General features: G+C 70.9%; 20 protein-coding genes. 7 read left to right on the top strand and 13 right to left on the bottom strand.

Features of this window, described 5'->3' with window-relative positions; translation table 11 throughout:
- Window positions 1-19: 19 nt before the first annotated feature.
- Window positions 20-610, top strand: coding sequence for a ClpP family protease (locus EL493_RS11315; RefSeq protein WP_019045734.1), 591 nt, complete (start codon window positions 20-22; stop codon window positions 608-610).
- A gap of 3 nt (window positions 611-613) precedes the next feature.
- On the opposite strand, the gene EL493_RS11310 is transcribed toward EL493_RS11315, so the two are convergent.
- Genes EL493_RS11310 through EL493_RS11300 form a run of 3 tightly spaced genes read right to left on the bottom strand, consistent with a single transcriptional unit; the run spans window position 614 to window position 3,875 of the window.
- A complete protein-coding gene (locus tag EL493_RS11310; RefSeq protein ID WP_019045733.1) occupies window positions 614-1,450 on the bottom strand; it encodes an SDR family oxidoreductase in 837 nt (278 codons plus the stop codon).
- Window positions 1,447-2,928, bottom strand: coding sequence for a flavin-containing monooxygenase (locus EL493_RS11305; protein WP_019045732.1), 1,482 nt, complete (start codon window positions 2,926-2,928; stop codon window positions 1,447-1,449). Before EL493_RS11305 ends, EL493_RS11310 begins: the two co-directional genes overlap by 4 nt.
- The gene (locus EL493_RS11300; RefSeq protein WP_019045731.1) at window positions 2,925-3,875 is read right to left on the bottom strand and encodes a patatin-like phospholipase family protein; all 951 of its coding nucleotides are present in this window, start codon (window positions 3,873-3,875) and stop codon (window positions 2,925-2,927) included. Before EL493_RS11300 ends, EL493_RS11305 begins: the two co-directional genes overlap by 4 nt.
- Window positions 3,876-3,935: 60 nt before the next feature.
- Here EL493_RS11300 and EL493_RS11295 point away from each other — a divergent pair, with 60 nt between their 5' ends.
- Window positions 3,936-4,538, top strand: a complete 603-nt coding sequence (locus EL493_RS11295) for a TetR/AcrR family transcriptional regulator (RefSeq protein WP_019045730.1) — start codon at window positions 3,936-3,938, stop codon at window positions 4,536-4,538.
- Window positions 4,539-4,551: 13 nt separating this feature from the next.
- Here the strand turns inward: EL493_RS11295 and EL493_RS11290 are convergent, their stop codons facing one another.
- The 5 genes from EL493_RS11290 to EL493_RS11270 form a co-directional block, all read right to left on the bottom strand.
- Window positions 4,552-4,956 carry a helix-turn-helix domain-containing protein gene (locus EL493_RS11290; protein ID WP_019045729.1) on the bottom strand — a complete coding sequence of 135 codons (405 nt, stop codon included), beginning with the start codon at window positions 4,954-4,956 and terminating at the stop codon, window positions 4,552-4,554.
- 63 nt (window positions 4,957-5,019) lie between these two features.
- A complete protein-coding gene (locus EL493_RS11285; RefSeq protein ID WP_019045728.1) occupies window positions 5,020-6,228 on the bottom strand; it encodes an alpha/beta hydrolase family protein in 1,209 nt (402 codons plus the stop codon).
- A 113-nt stretch (window positions 6,229-6,341) separates the two neighbouring features.
- Window positions 6,342-7,208 (bottom strand): alpha/beta fold hydrolase, encoded by an 867-nt coding sequence (locus tag EL493_RS11280; RefSeq protein ID WP_019045727.1) that lies wholly within the window; start codon window positions 7,206-7,208, stop codon window positions 6,342-6,344.
- A gap of 32 nt (window positions 7,209-7,240) precedes the next feature.
- Window positions 7,241-8,386 (bottom strand): MFS transporter, encoded by a 1,146-nt coding sequence (locus EL493_RS11275; RefSeq protein ID WP_019045726.1) that lies wholly within the window; start codon window positions 8,384-8,386, stop codon window positions 7,241-7,243.
- Window positions 8,387-8,466: 80 nt separating this feature from the next.
- The gene (locus EL493_RS11270; RefSeq protein WP_019045725.1) at window positions 8,467-9,090 is read right to left on the bottom strand and encodes a pyridoxamine 5'-phosphate oxidase family protein; all 624 of its coding nucleotides are present in this window, start codon (window positions 9,088-9,090) and stop codon (window positions 8,467-8,469) included.
- 333 nt (window positions 9,091-9,423) lie between these two features.
- Between EL493_RS11270 and EL493_RS11265 the strand changes: the two genes are divergently transcribed.
- Window positions 9,424-10,425, top strand: coding sequence for a helix-turn-helix domain-containing protein (locus tag EL493_RS11265; RefSeq protein ID WP_126405667.1), 1,002 nt, complete (start codon window positions 9,424-9,426; stop codon window positions 10,423-10,425).
- A gap of 60 nt (window positions 10,426-10,485) precedes the next feature.
- On the opposite strand, the gene EL493_RS11260 is transcribed toward EL493_RS11265, so the two are convergent.
- The 4 genes from EL493_RS11260 to EL493_RS11245 form a co-directional block, all read right to left on the bottom strand.
- Window positions 10,486-10,950: a DUF5130 domain-containing protein gene (locus EL493_RS11260; protein WP_030202557.1), complete on the bottom strand. Its 465-nt coding sequence runs from the start codon at window positions 10,948-10,950 to the stop codon at window positions 10,486-10,488.
- The gene (gene ctaJ, locus EL493_RS11255) at window positions 10,937-11,215 is read right to left on the bottom strand and encodes an aa3-type cytochrome oxidase subunit CtaJ (protein ID WP_019045722.1); all 279 of its coding nucleotides are present in this window, start codon (window positions 11,213-11,215) and stop codon (window positions 10,937-10,939) included. The genes EL493_RS11260 and ctaJ overlap by 14 nt, the downstream gene beginning before the upstream one ends.
- 72 nt (window positions 11,216-11,287) lie before the next feature.
- Window positions 11,288-12,889, bottom strand: coding sequence for a glycoside hydrolase family 13 protein (locus tag EL493_RS11250; protein ID WP_081723239.1), 1,602 nt, complete (start codon window positions 12,887-12,889; stop codon window positions 11,288-11,290).
- Window positions 12,890-13,065: 176 nt separating this feature from the next.
- Window positions 13,066-13,479 carry a globin gene (locus EL493_RS11245; RefSeq protein ID WP_019045720.1) on the bottom strand — a complete coding sequence of 138 codons (414 nt, stop codon included), beginning with the start codon at window positions 13,477-13,479 and terminating at the stop codon, window positions 13,066-13,068.
- Window positions 13,480-13,667: 188 nt separating this feature from the next.
- On the opposite strand from EL493_RS11245, the gene EL493_RS11240 reads away from it, so the two are divergent.
- On the top strand, window positions 13,668-14,381 hold the full coding sequence (locus tag EL493_RS11240) for an HNH endonuclease (RefSeq protein WP_022567167.1): 714 nt from the start codon (window positions 13,668-13,670) through the stop codon (window positions 14,379-14,381).
- 1 nt (window position 14,382) lies between these two features.
- On the opposite strand, the gene EL493_RS11235 is transcribed toward EL493_RS11240, so the two are convergent.
- Entirely contained in the window at window positions 14,383-14,952 is a 570-nt protein-coding gene (locus tag EL493_RS11235; protein ID WP_022567166.1) for a helix-turn-helix domain-containing protein, read from the bottom strand.
- Between the two features lie 67 nt (window positions 14,953-15,019).
- On the opposite strand from EL493_RS11235, the gene EL493_RS11230 reads away from it, so the two are divergent.
- The 3 genes from EL493_RS11230 to EL493_RS11220 all read left to right on the top strand — a co-directional run bounded on the left by EL493_RS11230 (window position 15,020) and on the right by EL493_RS11220 (window position 16,744).
- Window positions 15,020-15,712 (top strand): AzlC family ABC transporter permease, encoded by a 693-nt coding sequence (locus EL493_RS11230; protein ID WP_022567165.1) that lies wholly within the window; start codon window positions 15,020-15,022, stop codon window positions 15,710-15,712.
- Window positions 15,713-15,743: 31 nt separating this feature from the next.
- Window positions 15,744-16,064, top strand: coding sequence for an AzlD domain-containing protein (locus EL493_RS11225; RefSeq protein WP_019045715.1), 321 nt, complete (start codon window positions 15,744-15,746; stop codon window positions 16,062-16,064).
- 167 nt (window positions 16,065-16,231) lie between these two features.
- Window positions 16,232-16,744: a DinB family protein gene (locus EL493_RS11220; RefSeq protein WP_019045714.1), complete on the top strand. Its 513-nt coding sequence runs from the start codon at window positions 16,232-16,234 to the stop codon at window positions 16,742-16,744.
- The last annotated feature ends 5 nt before the right edge of the window (window positions 16,745-16,749 follow it).

Genomic DNA, 16,749 nt, shown 5'->3' with positions numbered 1-16,749 from the left:
CTGTCCCAGAGGAGTTCTCATGACCAGCTACACCATTCCCAATGTGGTCTCGCAGCATCGCGGCGGCGAGCGCATCACCGACATCTACTCGCACCTGCTCAGCGAGCGCATCGTCTACCTGGGCACGCCGATCGACTCCGGGGTCGCCAACGCGCTCATCGCGCAGCTGCTGCACCTGGAGTCGGACAGCCCCGGTCAGCCGATCAGCCTGTACATCAACTGCGAGGGCGGCGACCTGTCGGCGATGCTCGCCGTCTACGACACCATGCGGTTCATCAAGGCGCCCGTGCACACCACCTGTGTCGGCCAGGCCATCGCGGTCGGCGCCGTCCTGCTCGCCGGTGGCGCGCCCGGGCATCGCGCGATGCTGCCGCACACCCGGATCGTCTTGCACCAGCCCGCGACTCGCGGTCAGGGCACCATCCCGGACCTGATCCTGCAGGCCGACGAGATCGTCCGGATGCGCGCCGCGATCGAGGCGATCCTGTCCCGGCACACCGGGCAGACGCCGGAGACGCTGCGCCGGGACACCGATCGCGATCGGGTGTTCACCGCCGACACCGCACCGGAGTACGGCCTGGTCGACATGGTGCTGCACGAACGGGAGTGAGCCCTACTGCTTCTCGATGCGGTCGAGGTAGGCGCGGCGCACGCGGTCGTCCACCCGGGTGATCGCGGCGTCGTCGTGCGCGGCCCTGCGGGCCAGGCGCATCACCCGCTCGGGGACGAGTCCGGCGGCATTGGCCGCCAGCCCTACATACGACGGCACGGCCGTCTCGGCCGACCTGGTCCGGACCGTGCGCACCACCGCGGCGGCGATGTCCTCGGGGTCGACGGCGGGCAGGATGCCGTAGTCGATGCCGGAGCTCAGTTCGGTGCGCACCGCCGAGGGCAGCACCGCGCTCACGCTGACGCCGGTGTCGTCCATCTCCAGGCGGGTGGCCGCGGTCAGCCCGACCACCGCGTACTTGCTGGCGTTGTAGACCGCCAGGCCCTTGATCGGGAACTTGCCCGCCAGTGAGGCCACGTTCACCACGTGACCGTAGCCGCGCTCGACCATGCCGGGCAGGGCCAGCCGCATGCCGTGGATGACGCCGTAGACATTGACGTCCATGGTGAGCTGGTCGATCCGGTCGGACTGCTCGAGGAACGCGCCGTTGGGCATGACGCCCGCGTTGTTGACCAGCACGTCCAGCGGGCCACCGCGCCACGCGGACGCGGCGGCGAGAAACGCCGCGTACGAGGCCTTGTCGGTGACGTCGAGGACGTGTCCCATGGCCCGGTCGCCGAGCCCTTCGGCGGCCTGCACGGCCAGCGCCTCGTCGAGATCGCCGAGCGCCACATAGGCGCCTTCGGCGAGGAAGGCCGCCGCCGTGGCCAGGCCGATGCCGCGCGCGGCGCCGGTGATCGCGACCAGCGCGCCGTCGAGGTCGATGCGGGGATAACTCATGCCGGTACCGCCATTTCGTCGTCGTTGACAATGGAGAAATCGTCGGGGTGGAAGGCGCTGACCCGCCGGGTCAGTTCGCCGGTGGACCAGGGCCAGCTGAAACTGTTGCGGCCGTTGGCGTCCAGGTAGTAGCTCTGGCAGCCGCCCGCGTTGTAGACGGTGCCCGCCAGCGCGGCCTGCACCTGCTCGACATAGCGGGCCTGGACCTCGGGACGTACGTCGAGGATCGCCCAGCCGCGCCTGCGCGCGCTCGCGATCGCCGAGACCAGGAAGTCCACCTGCGCCTCGAGAATCGCGAACGCCGAGGAGTGGCCGGTGCCGAGGCTGGGACCGAGCACGGTGAACGCGTTCGGGAATCCGGTGGTGACGGTGCCGAGGTAGGCCTCGGGCGAGCCCTGCCAGTGCTCGGCCATGGTGCGGCCGTCGGTGCCGCGCACGATGTCGGCCAGCGGGGTGTCGAGGATGTGGAAGCCGGTGCCGAGGATGACCGCGTCCACCTCGGCGGTGCTGCCGTCGGCGCCGATCACCGTGTTGCCGCGGAATTCGGCGACGGCGGTGGCGTGCACGGCCACGTTGTCCTTGGTGAGCGACTGGAGGTAGCTGTTGGAGAACAGGATTCGCTTGCAGCCGAGCAGGTAGTCGGGAGTGAGCTTGGCGCGCAGTTCCTTGTCGCGCACCACCGCGCGCAGATACGCCGAGCCCACCTTCTGCACCGTCTGCATCAGCGGCCGCGGATTGCGGAACGCGACACCCAGGCTCTCCATCAGCGAGTACTCGATCGACCGCAACGCCTTGTGCGCGAACGGGACCCGGCGCATGACGCGCTTCTCGAAGCCGGGCACCGGGTGGTCGAGCTTGGGCAGCACCCACTGCGCGGTGCGCTGGAACAGGTGCAGGGCGGCCACGTCGGGCTGGATCTCGGGCACGAACTGCACCGCCGAGGCCCCGGTGCCGACCACGGCGACGCGCTTGCCGCGCAGGTCGTAGTCGTGGTTCCAGCGCGCGGAGTGGAACACCTCGCCGGGGAACTGCGCCAGGCCGGGGATCTCCGGCACCCGCGGCTCGTTCCACGGGCCCGCGGCCGAGACCACGAAGCGCGCGGTCAGCTCGCCGTCGCTGGTGTCGAGCCGCCACCGGCGCTCGGTCTGGTCCCACGCGGCGCCGCGCACCTCCACACCGAAGCGGGTGCGCTCGGCCAGCCCGTGCTCGCGCGCCACACCGTCGACGTAGGCGAGGATCTCGGGCTGGGTCGCGAACAGCCGCGACCATTCGCTGTTGGGGGCGAAGGAGAACGAGTACAGCCCGGAGGGGACGTCGCAGGCGCAGCCGGGATAGGTGTTGGCGCGCCAGGTGCCGCCGAAGGTGTCGGCCTTGTCCAGGATCACGACATCGCGCACTCCCGCCTCGGCGAGTTTGATGGCGGCGCAGATACCGGAGATGCCTGCGCCGATGACGATCACCTCGTGGTGGGTGGTCATACGGTTGCTCCTTCGTTCGCGGTGCGGATCGCGGCCGCGACGCGGGTGGGGGTGGTGCGCCGTGCGGTCGCGAGGGTGTTCGCGCGGCGGGCGAAATCCATGAAGTTGGGGCCCATCACGGCCAGGTCCTCGGGGCCGGGCTCGACCCGGATCACCCGGGTGCCCGCGCGACGCAGTGCGGCGACCTCCCGGTCGAGACCGCGCGTCATCTGGGCACGCAGCAGCCGTTCGACCCGGCTCAGGCCGGTGGCGGGGGCGCCGCCCGCGGAGGTCATCGGGGCGACGACCACCACCTCGTCGAGGCCGAGCGGGACGAGCAGATCGGCCGAGACCGACGACACCGCGCCACCGTCGACGTACTCGCGGCCGTCGATCGACACCGGCGGGAACCAGCCGGGAATCGCCCAGGACGCCGCGATGGCCGCACCGAGGTCGACATGCGGTGCGGTGGGCGAGCCGAAGGCGACCCGTTCGCCCGTGCGGCGATCGGCGCCGACCAGCCAGGTGGCCGGATGGCCGACCCAGCCGCCGCGCGGGACCAGTCCCCGGCCGTAGGCCCGCAGGAAGTTCGCGTCGCCGCGGCCCTTCGGCAGCAAGCCGGCCAGCGCGGTGTAGGCCGAACCGGCGCGCACGCCCGCTCCGACGAGCGCGAGCCCGGGCAGCACCGGCGCGGGGACCGGCGGCACGGAACCGGGGTCGACGGCCACATGGGCGGCGAGCACGGGGTCGGCGTCCGGGGCGCCGTCGAGGGCTGCGAGCAGATCCGCCGGAGTACGGCCGGCGCCGAGCGCGGCGACGATCTCGGCGCCGGCCGAGGTGCCGATCAGCACGTCGGCGGTGCGCACGTCCCAGTCCAGCGCGCGCCCGACGGCGTCCAGGGCGACAGCGGTCCAGGCGAAGCCGAGGATGCCGCCGCACCCGATGGCGAGGCCACGTCGTGTAGTCATAATTCGGATACTAACGGTATTTGAGTTCTAGCGGTAGCCCGATTTGCTAAACTCCAGCGTATGGCCCGGATGACACGCAAGGAATCGCACGCGCAGACGCGTGAACGTCTGGTCGAGACCGCCAAGCGCCTGTTCCTGGCCGACGGCTACAACGTGACGTCGCTGGAGAAGGTCGCCACGGCGGCCGGTTTCTCCAAGGGCGCGGTGTACTCGAATTTCGCCACCAAGCACGAACTGGGCCTGGCCGTCATCGACGTCGTGCACGTGGAACGCGCCGAATCGCTCAGCGCCGCGGTCATGGGGCACGACACCATGGCCGAACGCATCGAGGGCTTCGCCCGCTGGGCCGACGAGAACATCGGTGACGTCGGCTGGACGGCACTCGAGGTGGAGTTCGCGACCAGTACCCGGCACATGCCCGAGGTGCGCACCGAACTGGCGGCACGCAGGCGGTCGATGACCGCGGTGCTGGCCTCGCTGGTTCAGGTGCAGGCCGACGAGATGGGCTTCGAACTGCCGGTCCCGGCCGAGGAAGCCGCGCTGCAGCTGCTCTCGCTCGGTATCGGTCTGGGCGTGCAGCGCGCGATCGACCCCGAGATGCCGGTCGGTTCGCTGGTCGACATGCTGCGCGGCCTGAGCGAATCGCTCCCGGCGCGGGCCTGAGGCGCAGGCAGGCTCAGGCCGCCAGCAGCACGGCGTTCGGGGCGAACGAGTTCCGCACCGGCGCGGGTCCCGTCGGCGCCGCGATCCGGCGATCCTCGCCGACGACCACCGCGCGCACCGGCACGGCCCGCCGCATGGCGTCGGCCACCTGGGCGACGAGCTCGCTCAGCGACGTGTCGAGGGCGCCGGCCAGCGCGGCGATCATCTCGCTGGAGGGTTCCTTGCGGCCCCGCTCCACCTCGGACAGGTACTGCGGGGAGATGCCGGCCCGGCTCGCCGTCTCGACCAGAGTCGATCGCCGTTCCTGGCGCAAGGCGCGCAGGCGGTCGCCCAGCGCCTCCCGCCACAGCGGTTCGGGGCGCGGCCGCCCCTCGCCGCGTCCGCCCGGAATCACCCGCAACCCGCTGTGTTCGCCCATACTCCGAGGGTAGGGACGGCAGACCGAATCCACCCGGTTCTTCTGCTCTCGGCGTAACCGGACTCAGCGGGTGATGCCGAAGCGGGTGTCCACCCAGCCGAGCGCGTCGGCGAACGAGGCGGCCGCGATGCCGCTGTGGTCCACGTCGTCGTACTTGCGGTAGTCCACCGACTGGCCGCGCACCTGCTGCTCGGCGACCATCGCGTCGGTGGACTGCAGCGGAACGGTCATGTCGGAGCGCCCCTGCAGCACCAGCACCGGCGTGGTGAAACTCAGGCCGCTCGGATCGTTGTCGTCCAGGACGCGCAGCAACCCGGACACGTCACCGTCCTTGCTGAACACGTCCTTCGGGGCCAGCCCGCCCCATTTGCTCCGATCCCGCAGTCCCGCCGTGCATTCGGAGTCGGCCAGCGGCAGCAGCGACTGCGCGCGCTGGGTGAGGAAGCGGGCCGGATCGACATCGGTGATGGTCTGCGCGCCGCGCACCAGCAACGGCAGATAGAGCGAGACGTCGCCGGTGCCGAGTTTGCCGAGCGGGTTGGACACCGCCCACTTCGCCATCCGCACCTGCTCACCCAGGTGCGAGGCCGGCGCCAGCGCGACCGCGCCCAGCGGTGCCGAACCGGGCGTCCAGGCGCCCGCCGCGCTCGCGGCGAACAGGGCGGCGTGGCCACCCTGCGAATGTCCCATGGCGACCCAGCGCGTACCGACGGATCGGTCGACTTCGCCTGCGGCCGTAGCGATATCGGCCATGGCCCGCTGTTCGGTCTCCCCGATCAGGTAACCGTGCGGGCCCGGCGTGCCCAGCCCCTGATAGTCGGTCCTGGCCACCGCGTAACCCTTGGCGATCCAGCGCGCCTGCTCGTCCTTGCCCGGCGTGGACCCTTCGGTGCGCGAGGGCGCGCACACATCGGCGACGCCGTTGGTGCCGGGCGCCCAGGAGATGAGCGGCCAGCCACCCGCGGGCGGGGTACCCTCCGGCACCGCGAGGGTGCCCGAGACCGCCACCGGCTTGTTCTGCGCGTCGACCGAGCGGTACAGCACGAGGAAGTTGCGCGCGCCCGGCACCGCGGACGTGCCGGTCAGCGGCTTGCTCCGGATCACCGAACCGTGCTGTCCCGGAATCGATTCCGCGGGTGGCGAGTAGAAATCGGATTGCGGCGTCCCCGCGACCTCGGTCGCGCTCATCGTGTCGTGCGCGCACGCCGAGACCGAGAGCACCAGACAGGCGACCGCGGCCGCGACGAAGCCCCGAGCGATACCTGTGCGCATGTTCCCCCCACTGCCACCGACGGCCGCCACACGCGGCCGCCACACCGCCGATCAGGGTACTCGATCGCATCGCGGCGGCCGGGCGCCGTGGGACGCCCGGCCGCCGGCCCGGATCAGCGCAGGATGCGGCCCAGGAAGTCGCGGATCAGCGCGGCGATCTCCGGACCGTGCGATTCCAGGGCGAAGTGACCGGCGTCGAGCAGATGCAGTTCGGCGTCGGGCAGGTCGCGCAGGTAGGCGCGGGCGCCGTCGGCGCCGAAGATCTCGTCGTGCTCACCCCAGGTGATCAGGGTCGGCGGGCGGTGCTCGGCGAAGTACTTCTGGAAACCGGGGTAGCCGTCGAGGTTGTTCTTGTAGTCGGCGAACAGCTGCAGCTGGATCTCCTTGTTGCCCGGGCGATCCAGGTACGCCTGATCCAACGTCCAGGTGTCGGGGCTGACCAGTGCGAGCCGGTCGGCCGGAACACCGTGCGTGTACTGCCATTTCGTGGCGTCCAGGTCGAGCAGCTTGCGCACCTCGGGCTCGTGTGTGGCGCGATCGTTGGCGTGTGCGAACAACACCTCCCAGAAGGGGGTGAAGCCCTCCAGGTAGGCGTTGCCGCTCTGGGTGATCAGCGCGGTGATCCGCTCGGGATGGGCCGAGGCGATGCGCAGGCCGATCGGGGCGCCGTAGTCCTGGATGTAGAGCGCGAAGCGGTCGACGCCGAGGGTGTCGAGCAGTTCCAGGGTGATCTCGGTGAGCTTGTCGAAGGTGTAGTCGAATTCGTCGACGGCGGGCATGGCCGACTGGCCGAAGCCGAGGTGATCGGGGGCGATCACGTGGTAGTCGGCGGCGAGCTCGGGGATCAGGTTGCGGAACATGGCCGAACTGGTCGGGAACCCGTGCAGCAGCACCACGGTCGGGGCGTTCGGGTCGCCCGCCTCCCGGTAGAAGACGGTCTGTCCCTGGATCTGGACGGTGTTGTGGCGGATCTGGCTCATGCCGGTTCTCTCTTTCTGGATGGGTTTTCGGTTCAGACGGTGACCGGTTCGCGGCGGCGAACCGGGGTGATCAGGGCGGCCGCCGCGACGGTGAAGACCAGCGCGAGGGCGAAGTAGCCGCGGTAGCTGTCGGTGAGGGCGTGCACGAGGGTGGCCACGCCGAGACCGGCGGCGGCGGAGAGCTGGTGGATCACCCAGGCGGGCGCCAGGGTGCGGCCCATCCGCGCCGGGTCCAGACCACGCGACAGGATCGCCATGGTCAGCGGGATGACGGGAAACGAGGCGATGCCGAACAGCACGGCCACCAGCACCAGCGCCGCGGGTCCCGGCACGAACACCGCGGGCAGCAGCGCGGCCAGACGCACCGAATACAGCACGCGCAGCAGGGTTTCCGGCGGGTACACGCGCAGCAGCCGGACCATCGCGGCCGAGGTGAGACCGGCCGCCAGCGCGGCCAGCGCGACCAGCCTGCCCGCCCCCGCCACCGACCAGCCCTGCTCCACCGCGTGTTTCGGCAGCATCAGCACGACGACGTACAGCGTCGCGGCGTGTAAGCCGAACGACACCAGCATCTTCCATCGATCGGCCAGCGACTCGCCCGCCCCCGCGACGGCCGGCACGCGCGGGTCGTCGGGCAGCAGCTGCCAGAGCACGGCGGTCGCGGCCAGGCCGATCGCGCCGAGCAGGGCGAACGTGCCGCGCACCCCGATCGGATCGAACAGCGCCGTCGCGGCCCACGGGGTGATCAGCTGTCCCAGGTTGATGCCGATGGCGGCCCTGGCCATGGCCGGTCCGGCCTGCGCACCGTGCGCCCGGCCGAGCAGGGTGGTCACCGTGAGGGTGGACGAGGACGCGAAGCCGAGTCCACCGAGCACCATGTAGGCCGCCACGAACTGCCAGGTCTCGGTGACCGTGGCCAGCACCAGGTAGCTGCCCGAGATGAGCGTGAGCCCGCCGATCAGCACGAGCTTGGGGCCGACCACGTCCAGCAGCCTGCCGATGCCCTGCTGGGCCAGGCCGGTGACGGTGGTACCGAGCGCGGCGGCCACGGCCAGCGCGGTCGCCGAGACGCCGTAGGCCGCGGCGGTGGGCGCGAAGAACACGCCCATGGTGAAGTTCAGCCCGAAGGAGACGGTCATCGCCGCCAGTCCGGCCCAGGCAAGGTGCTCGCGCCGCATGCCCTCACATCCTAACTGTCTAAAGTGATTTCAGTGGTTACAACTGGGCAGTGGCCGATCCCATTCCCGCTCGGGGAAATTCAGTCGCGCCCGGATTCGCTTCGCAGCCGGGCGATCTCACCTTCGAGCTCGACGATCCGGTCGCGCAGCACCTGCATCGCCTCGGCGACCGCGGCCCGCGGATACAGCGGCGGAATGTGCTGACGGCAGTTCCAGTCGAACGCCTCGACCTCGATCAGCACCGCGCGCTCGACCGGCGCGCGATACCCCTCGACCGTGAGCGCGGCGATCAGTTCGGGATCGTCGGCGGCTTCCACCACCCGGGCCCGGCCGAAGATCTTCATCCGCGACTGCGCGGCGTAGTCCATCAGGAACAGCGAGACCCGGTCGTCATGATCGAGATTGCCTCGGCTGATGTACTGCTTGTTGCCCCGGAAGTCGGCGAAGCCGAGCGTGCGCTCACCGAGCACCTTCAGGAATCCCGGCGCGCCACCGCGGTGCTGGATGTAGGGCCAGCCGGTCTCCCCGACCGTCGCCAGGTAGAAGCTGTCGCGCTCCCCGATGAACCAGGCCTCGTCCGGCCCGATGCGGTCGGCCACCTCGGGCACCTGCGCCATGCGCTCATAGCTGCGCAGGCTGCCGTGCGCGCGCTGATGTTCGCGCACGAGCGGGGTGAACGCGACCTGCGCGTAGCGGCCGGTCACGACTCCTCCTGGGCGCGTTCGTTTTTCACGGTGGCGGCGGTGCGGGGCACCCGGGCGGGGACGGTGTGGTTCGTCATGGCTCGATTCCTGAGACGTCGGATTTCGGTCTAACCATTCATCACCTTTTTAAAGGTTACAGCAAGCGTGTTTGATTCCCGATCAGCCGGGAAAGTTTCGGAGTGGTGGTGTCGTCGTGGTTGCTTCGACCGTACGGCGCACCCGCGGGCCCGCCCCCGGACCTCCCACGTCGAGAGGCGGACTCCACGCGCCGTTGCACCCAGCCGGAAACGTTCTCCCGCGCCGCGGCCGGTGCGCGTGCAATACCATCCGCTGGTGATCGACCGCACCATCCCCGTCCGGACCGCCCGGCTGATCCGGGCCACCGCGCGGGGCATCGGTGTCACCGAGGGCGAACTCCGCCATCTGCCCGGCCCTGATCCGGCGGGCATCGCCGACGACCTGTCCCGGCTGCCGACCGAAACCACCTGGCGCGTCTGGGAACTCATCGACGCCGTCGGCGGTGCGGGTGCGGGACTGCGAGCGGGCAGCGCGGCCGAACGCGGACGGCTGCTCGAATGGGACTACCTGTTCACCAGCGCACCCACCCTCGCCGACGGCATCCGGGCGGCATTCGACCTGCGCGCCCTGGCCACCGACCCCGGCGTCGTCTGGACCGTGCACGAGGACGACCGGCTACTGGTGCTGCGGATCGCCGCCATCGAACCGGTCCCGGTGCTCGCTCCGGTCGAGGAGTTCGTGCTGTCGACCGTGCTGCGCCGGATGCGCGAGGCGACCGGCACGCCGATCACGCCCGTCCACGTCGCGTTCAGCCAGCGCCCGCCGTCGACCCGGCAGCACCTGGTCGACGCGTTCGGCACCCGGCGCATCGATTTCGACGCGCCCCACGCCCAGCTGACCTTCCTCGACGCCGCGGCCCTGCCCACCGGCGGCGACCCGCAGCTGGGCGCCCTGGTCCGCAGGCATGCCGAACTCGCGCTGGCCGGCAGCGCTCCCGTCCCCACCTACGAGGAAGCACTGCGCGCCGCCATCCTCGACGACCTCGCCGCGGGCGCCCTCGACCTGAGCGCGGTCGCGGCCCGCTTCGCGGCCAGCCCGCGTACCTTCCAGCGACGGCTGGCCGAGGCGGGCACCACCTGGCGCGCGGAGGTCGACGCCGCCCGCCGTGACCGCGCCGAACGCCTGTTGCGCGAGTCCGACCTGCCCGTCGGGTCGATCGCGGCGCGCCTGGGCTATGCCGACGCCCGCACCCTGCGCCGGTCCTTCCAGCGCTGGACGGGACAGAGCCCCGATGCCTACCGGCGGGCGCGGGTGTGACCGAAACACGTTCGGCGCGGGCACCACAGGGGTGCCCGCGCCGAACGGTGGAGAAGAGGACTAGCGGCCGATGGCGGCGGCCATCACGCGGACCGCGGAGATCAGGCCGTCGATCAGGTTGCCCTGACGGAACGACGCCAGCGCGGCGGTGACGCCCAGCTGGCAGATGCGGTCGTTGGCCCGCTCGGCCACGTTCGCACCGGAGAGCACCTCGATGGCCTGCTGATTCGGGGAGACCGCGATGAGGACCGAGTCGGCCGCCTCGGGGGTGCCGGGCAGGATCGCCGCGGCACCGGCCGCCGGATCGTTGCCGAGGTCACCGAGGTAGATGTTGAAGCGGACCTTGGTCGCGCGGGTCGCCTCGGTGAGCGCGTTGTCCAGGGCGATGCGCTCCCGATCGGTGAACGGCACCTCGTCGAAGACCGTGCCCGACTCGTGCACCGCGGAGACGCGACCGCTGCTGGTCAGCGCCGCACCGTGCGGCAGGTCGGCCTCGACCACCGCGGGCCAATTAGAACTTGCCACTTGCCCGGCCTCCGATCAGCTCCGCGTTCGCGGCTTCGAGAGACGCATGGCTGCCATGCGACTCGGCGGTGTGGTGACCACCAGCGGCGGTCACCTCGTCGGTAGCGCTCCACAGCACCGGCGGGTGGGTCCACTTCTGCCCGAGTGCGAAGTGGGCCGGCTTCTCACCGGGCAGTGGCTTACCGAGATAGGACAAACCCGCGATCGCGAAGTAGATCGCGGCCGGGATGCCGACGAAGATCAGCACTGTCTCGAGAATGCTCACGGTCCAACGGTAGACGATGCTGTGTAGTAGTTCATCCTCCGGCCGGTCCTCGGGCTCGCGTGTCCGCCGCGATCACACCAGCCAGGCCGCCGCGTTCGCGGGCAGGCGGTCGTCGGAGACCGGCGCGCTGGCCAGCAGCACCTCGCCCGGCGGCAGCTGGATCGGCCCGTCCGAGGCGTTGAGCACACAGATCAGCCCACCCGGCCTGCGGAACGCCAGGCAGCCGTCGGGGCTGCCGTACCACTCCAGCCGCTCACCCGCGAATTCCGCACGCGTGCCACGCAAGTCGATCGCCAGCCGGTACAGCGACAGGGTCGAGTGCAGGGTCTCCAGCTGCGCTTCCACGGTGCGGTCGGCCCACTCGGCGGGGATCGGCAGCCACGGCGTGCCCGCGGTGAATCCGAACGGGGTGCTCGCGCCCTCCCACGGGATCGGCACCCGGCAGCCGTCGCGGCCGCGTTCGGTGTGGCCCGAGCGCTCCCACACCGGATCCCGCAGCGCGTCGTCGGGCAGATCGTCCACATTGGGCAGGCCGAGTTCGGCGCCGTTGTAGACGAACACCGCACCGGGCAGCGCCAGCTCGACCATCATCATCGCCCTGGCCCGCGCCACCCCGTCCGCGCCGCCGCCGTAGCGGGTGACCTCGCGCTCGATGTCGTGGTTGGACAGAGTCCACGTCGGCGGGGCGCCCACACCGGCGACCGCCTCCATCGAATGAGTGATCGCCGCGCGCACGCCCTCGGCGGTGAACGGGGTCTCGGCGAGGCGGAAGTTGAACGCCAGGTGCAGTTCGTCGGGCCGCACGTATTCGCCGAAGCGGGTGTTGTCGTCCACCCAGACCTCGCCGATCGAGACGGCGTGCGGGTAGTCGTCGACGACGGCGCGGATGCGGCGGTGGATGGCGTGTACGCCGGGGTTGTTGAAGCGCGGATCGTCGTCGTCGTGCACGAGCATCTTGGTCTCGACCACCGCCATGTCGGGCAGGCCGTCGGGCTTGGCCATGCCGTGGGCGACATCGATGCGGAAACCGTCGACGCCGCGGTCCAGCCAGAACCGCAGGGTCTTCTCGAAATCGGCGGCGACCTCGGGATTGTCCCAGTTCAGGTCGGGTTGTTCGGGCGCGAAGATGTGCAGGTACCACTGGCCGGGCGTGCCGTCCGGCTCGGTGACCCGCGTCCAGGCCGGGCCGCCGAAGATGCTGGGCCAGTTGTTCGGCGGTTCGGCGCCCCCGGGTCCGCGCCCGTCGCGGAAGAGGTAGCGGGCCCGTTCCGGGCTGCCCGGCGCCGCTTCCAGTGCCGCGGTGAACCAGGGGTGTTCGACGCTGGTGTGGTTGGGCACCAGGTCCATGGTCACCTTGATCTCGCGGTCGTGCGCCTCGGCGATCAGCTCGTCGAAGGCGGCCAGCCCGCCGAAGAGCGGGTCGATGTCGCGCGGATCGGCCACGTCGTAGCCGCCGTCGGCCTGCGGCGAGCGCATCACCGGACAGATCCACAGCGCGTCGACGCCGAGTAGCTCCAGGTACCCGAGCTTCTCGCGGACGCCGCCCAGGTCACCGACGCCGTCACCGTCGGAGTCGGCGAACGAACGCGGATAAACCTGATAGAACACGGCGGTCTTCCACCACGGAGCGGTGCTGTTTTCCCCCGGCACCGGCGAGGCAGGTGTCTGTGTCACATCCGCAATATTGCCAAAGATTGCCCGGGATATTCCTCCGGCGCGACACTTTCTTTCGATCCGGCAAATCGCCAGCGTTCGCCACGCCGTGCCGAAACACCGGGGTAAAGCCCGGCATCGACCGGAAACCGCGTCGCCATCGGCCGGTCACCAGCGAACGCCGGGCACCCGTACCGTCAGCCGGGCGCGTTCTGCAGCGAGTTCGCGGCCATCTGGAAATAGTCCAGCAGCGCCCGGCGATGCTCGTCGTCCAGGATCGACGGCTCGATCTCGCCGACGGCGATCGTCATGCAGCGCATCCACGCGTCGCGTTCCAGCGGGCCGATGACGAACGGGTGGTGCCGCATCCGCAGCCGGGGGTGCCCACGCTCGTCGGAGTAGGTGCGCGGACCGCCCCAGTACTGTTCGAGGAACATCCGCAGCCTGCGCTCGGCCGGGCCGAGGTCCTCCTCGGGGTAGAGCGGGCGCAGGATCTCGTCGGCGGCGACCTCGCGATAGAACACGGACACGATGCGGCGGAAGGTCTCGGCCCCACCCACCGCCGCGTAGAACGAGGTCGTCGTCTGCTCACCTGAAGTCACGGGCTCCATTGTGCCCCGCCGACCCGGCGGACGGCCCGGCGGCAGCCTGGGTCACGAACGCGTGGCCCTTCAACCACAGTTCACCGGAAAGTTTGAAAAATAGCCGTGCAATACCGGCGGAACCATGGTCAACTGGGGGGCAGTATCGGCCCCAGATACCACATGATCCTGCCAATCATGAAATTGAGGTCACGACGATGAAGCAGCGACCAGGCGCCCGGTCACACGAGGCGCGCGCGCATCGACAACTCCAGCCCGCCGACGTCCACAACCGTGGCTCGGGGGCCATTCCGCTGCACATCTTGTCCGATCACCATCCGGGCGCAACCGGTCATCACGACCTGCCGCATCTCCCCGCGCCATTGCATCTTGCCGGAGACCACGACGCCGCCGCGTGGCGCAAGCGCCGGGTCCTCCTCCTCAACGCCACCTACGAGCCGCTCACCGCGCTGTCCGCGCGCCGCGCCGTCGTCCTGCTGATCTGCGCCAAGGCCGACGCGGTCCACGACGATCCCGAGGCCCCGATCCTGCATTCGGCGGGCGCCGAAGTGGCCATTCCCTCCGTCATCCGGCTGCGTACCTATGTGCGCGTGCCCTATCGCGCCCGGGTTCCGATGACCCGCGCCGCGCTCATGCACCGCGACCGCTACCGCTGTGGCTACTGCGGCGGCAAGGCCGAGACCATCGACCACGTGATCCCGCGCAGCCGCGGCGGCGAACACTCGTGGGAGAACTGCGTCGCCAGCTGCGCCCCGTGCAACCACCGCAAGGCCGACAAGATGCTGACCGAGCTCGGCTGGACGCTGCGCCATCCCCTGGTCTCCCCCAAGGGCCCGCACTGGCGGCTGCTCTCCACCACCGCCGATCTGGATCCGCTCTGGTTGCAGTACCTGGGCGAGGGAGCGGCCTGAGTCAGGGGCTCTCGATGACCATCGAGGCCCAGGTGCCCGGTTCCAGCGCCTCGAAGATGTGCGGAAGGTCGCCCAGGTAGCGCACGTAGTCACCCGGGCCGATCTCGATGGGCTCGTCCGCCGGGCCGACGAGCGCGCGGCCCGCCGCCAGGACGACGTGCTCGACGACGCCGGGGTTGTGCGGGTCCGAGCGCCGGGTGTGCCCCGGCTCGGCCGCGATGCGGTAGACGTCGCAGCGGGTGTGCGATTGGCCCGCTGCGAGCAAGGTCACGCGATAGTCCGCGTCGGCCGACGGCACCGGGTCGCCCTCCGCCGCGCGGATCACCTGGACGTTGGGCCGGGGCGGGTCGAGCAGCCGCGAGAACGGCATCTCCAGCGCGACGCACAGCGCCCACAGGGTCTCCAGGCTGGGATTGCCGGTGCCCGACTCCAGTTGGGACAGCGTCGATTTCGCGACGCCGGCCCGGCTCGCCACTTCGGTCAGCGACAAACCTGCGCGGGCGCGTTCGCGCCGCAGCGACGCCGCGATCACCGCTTGGGGTGGTCCGGCGACCGGGTCCTGCCGGTCCATCAACGCCTCCTGGGAGCTGGCGAGTTCGCGTTGACTTTACCCACCGGCGCCGTTCATTATGAGAAACATGCGTTCGATATGGCGAACACTGGATCGGCGGACCGTCGCCGCCGTGGCCGCGGCCTGCCTGGCCGTCGGCCTCTTCGGGGTGTCCTACGGCGCCTCGACGATCGCGGCCGGGTTCCCGGCGTGGATGCCGATCGTGATGGCGGTGACCGTGCTGGCCGGGGGCTCGGAGCTGCTGTTCTTCGGCATCGTCGCCGCCGGCGGCAGCCCGCTGGCCGCGGTGGTCGCCGGGCTGCTGCTCAACGCCAGGCACCTGCCGTACGGCCTGTCGGCGCCGGAGGTGTTCGGTCGCGGCTGGCAGCGGGTGCTGGGCATCCACGTCCTCAACGACGAGTCGGTGGCCTTCGCGACCGCCCCCGGAGACCAGGACCGCAAACGCGCGGCGTACTGGGCGTGCGGTATCGGCGTCGCCCTGTGCTGGCCACTCGGCGCGGCCCTGGGCGCCGCGCTCGGCTCCCTGGTCCCCGACACCTCCGCGCTCGGCCTCGACGCGGTGTTCCCGGTGATCCTGCTGGCCCTGATCCTGCCCGCCCTGCGCGACCGCGCCACCCTGCGCCCGGTGCTGGTCGGCGCGGGCCTGGCCGTGGCCGTCGCGCCGTTCGTGCCCGCCGGGTTGCCGGTGCTCATCGCGCTGCTGGGGCTGGTGTTCGCGCTGCGCCCGCCGGAGCAGACGGCCGAGGCTTCGCCGTGCTGACGTTCCCGGATCGATACGCGGGACGCGTGTCATGAATACGCCGTACCTGATTCCGGCGATGCTCGCGCTGGCGGTCGGCACCTACGCGCTGCGCTGGACCGGCCCCGCGCTGCGGCATCGGCTTCGCCTGTCGGCCAGGACGATCCACCTCCTTGACACCGGCGCCCTGATCCTGCTCGCGGCCTTGGTGGCGACCGCCACTCTGCCGACCGGTTCCGGCGAACTCGGTGTGGCCCTGCCCGCGGGCGTCGGCGTGGGCGGCGTCCTCGCGTGGCGGCGAGCCCCGCTGCTGGTCACCGTACTCGCCGCAGCGGCAACCACCGCCCTGCTCCGCCTCGTCGGCGTGCACTGAGCCGGACGGTCCCGGCTCCGCGCCGCTCACGCAGCGCTGCTCGCCGGCGTCCCGGTCGGTGGCGGCGCCGCTGCCCTGCCGTCCGGTTCACCTATCGACCGTCAGAGGGCCTGGGAGCGCCGGGCGAGGGTGCCGGGATGTCCGACCCTGCTGGCACCCTGTCGCGCATGACGACGAACGAGCGGCCGACGCCGCCGATGACGGCCGACGAGCGCGCGACCGCGGAGGGGTGGCTGGACTTCTACCGCGCCACCTTGGCGCAGAAGTGCGCGGGGCTCACCGACGAGCAGCTACGCACCGCGGCCGCCGGGCCGTCACCGCTGACCCTGCTCGGCCTGCTCCAGCACCTGGCCGAGGTCGAACGGAACTGGTTCCGCCGCGTCCTCGCCGGGGAGCAGGCGCCGCCCATCTACGACCCGCACGCCGATCCCACGGGACACGACGGCGGCTTCGAGCTCACCGCCGACTCGTCGTACGACCGCGCTCTGACCATCTGGCACGACGAGATCGCCCAGGCCCGCCGCAACTGCGCCACCCGCGCCCTGGACGACACGGCCCCGTTCCTGGGTGGCAACGTCAGCCTGCGGTGGATCTACACGCACATGATCGCCGAGTACGCCCGCCACTGCGGCCACGCCGATCTCCTCCGCGAACGCATCGACGGCGCCACCGGCGTGTGAGCGGC

This window comes from Nocardia asteroides (assembly GCF_900637185.1).
In the GTDB taxonomy this organism is placed as follows: Bacteria; Actinomycetota; Actinomycetes; order Mycobacteriales; family Mycobacteriaceae; genus Nocardia; species Nocardia asteroides.
This window is presented reverse-complemented; position numbering and strand designations above follow the sequence as displayed.

Excerpts from the sequence above, each read along its gene's own strand:
- EL493_RS11315 (WP_019045734.1), top strand. The coding sequence starts at position 20 with ATGACCAGCTACACCATTCCCAATGTGGTCTCGCAGCATCGCGGCGGC.
- EL493_RS11310 (WP_019045733.1), bottom strand. The coding sequence starts at position 1,450 with ATGAGTTATCCCCGCATCGACCTCGACGGCGCGCTGGTCGCGATCACC.
- EL493_RS11305 (WP_019045732.1), bottom strand. The coding sequence starts at position 2,928 with ATGACCACCCACCACGAGGTGATCGTCATCGGCGCAGGCATCTCCGGT.
- EL493_RS11300 (WP_019045731.1), bottom strand. The coding sequence starts at position 3,875 with ATGACTACACGACGTGGCCTCGCCATCGGGTGCGGCGGCATCCTCGGC.
- EL493_RS11295 (WP_019045730.1), top strand. The coding sequence starts at position 3,936 with ATGGCCCGGATGACACGCAAGGAATCGCACGCGCAGACGCGTGAACGT.
- EL493_RS11290 (WP_019045729.1), bottom strand. The coding sequence starts at position 4,956 with ATGGGCGAACACAGCGGGTTGCGGGTGATTCCGGGCGGACGCGGCGAG.
- EL493_RS11285 (WP_019045728.1), bottom strand. The coding sequence starts at position 6,228 with ATGCGCACAGGTATCGCTCGGGGCTTCGTCGCGGCCGCGGTCGCCTGT.
- EL493_RS11280 (WP_019045727.1), bottom strand. The coding sequence starts at position 7,208 with ATGAGCCAGATCCGCCACAACACCGTCCAGATCCAGGGACAGACCGTC.
- EL493_RS11275 (WP_019045726.1), bottom strand. The coding sequence starts at position 8,386 with ATGCGGCGCGAGCACCTTGCCTGGGCCGGACTGGCGGCGATGACCGTC.
- EL493_RS11245 (WP_019045720.1), bottom strand. The coding sequence starts at position 13,479 with ATGGAGCCCGTGACTTCAGGTGAGCAGACGACGACCTCGTTCTACGCG.
- EL493_RS11240 (WP_022567167.1), top strand. The coding sequence starts at position 13,668 with ATGAAGCAGCGACCAGGCGCCCGGTCACACGAGGCGCGCGCGCATCGA.
- EL493_RS11235 (WP_022567166.1), bottom strand. The coding sequence starts at position 14,952 with ATGGACCGGCAGGACCCGGTCGCCGGACCACCCCAAGCGGTGATCGCG.
- EL493_RS11230 (WP_022567165.1), top strand. The coding sequence starts at position 15,020 with ATGCGTTCGATATGGCGAACACTGGATCGGCGGACCGTCGCCGCCGTG.
- EL493_RS11225 (WP_019045715.1), top strand. The coding sequence starts at position 15,744 with ATGAATACGCCGTACCTGATTCCGGCGATGCTCGCGCTGGCGGTCGGC.
- EL493_RS11220 (WP_019045714.1), top strand. The coding sequence starts at position 16,232 with ATGACGACGAACGAGCGGCCGACGCCGCCGATGACGGCCGACGAGCGC.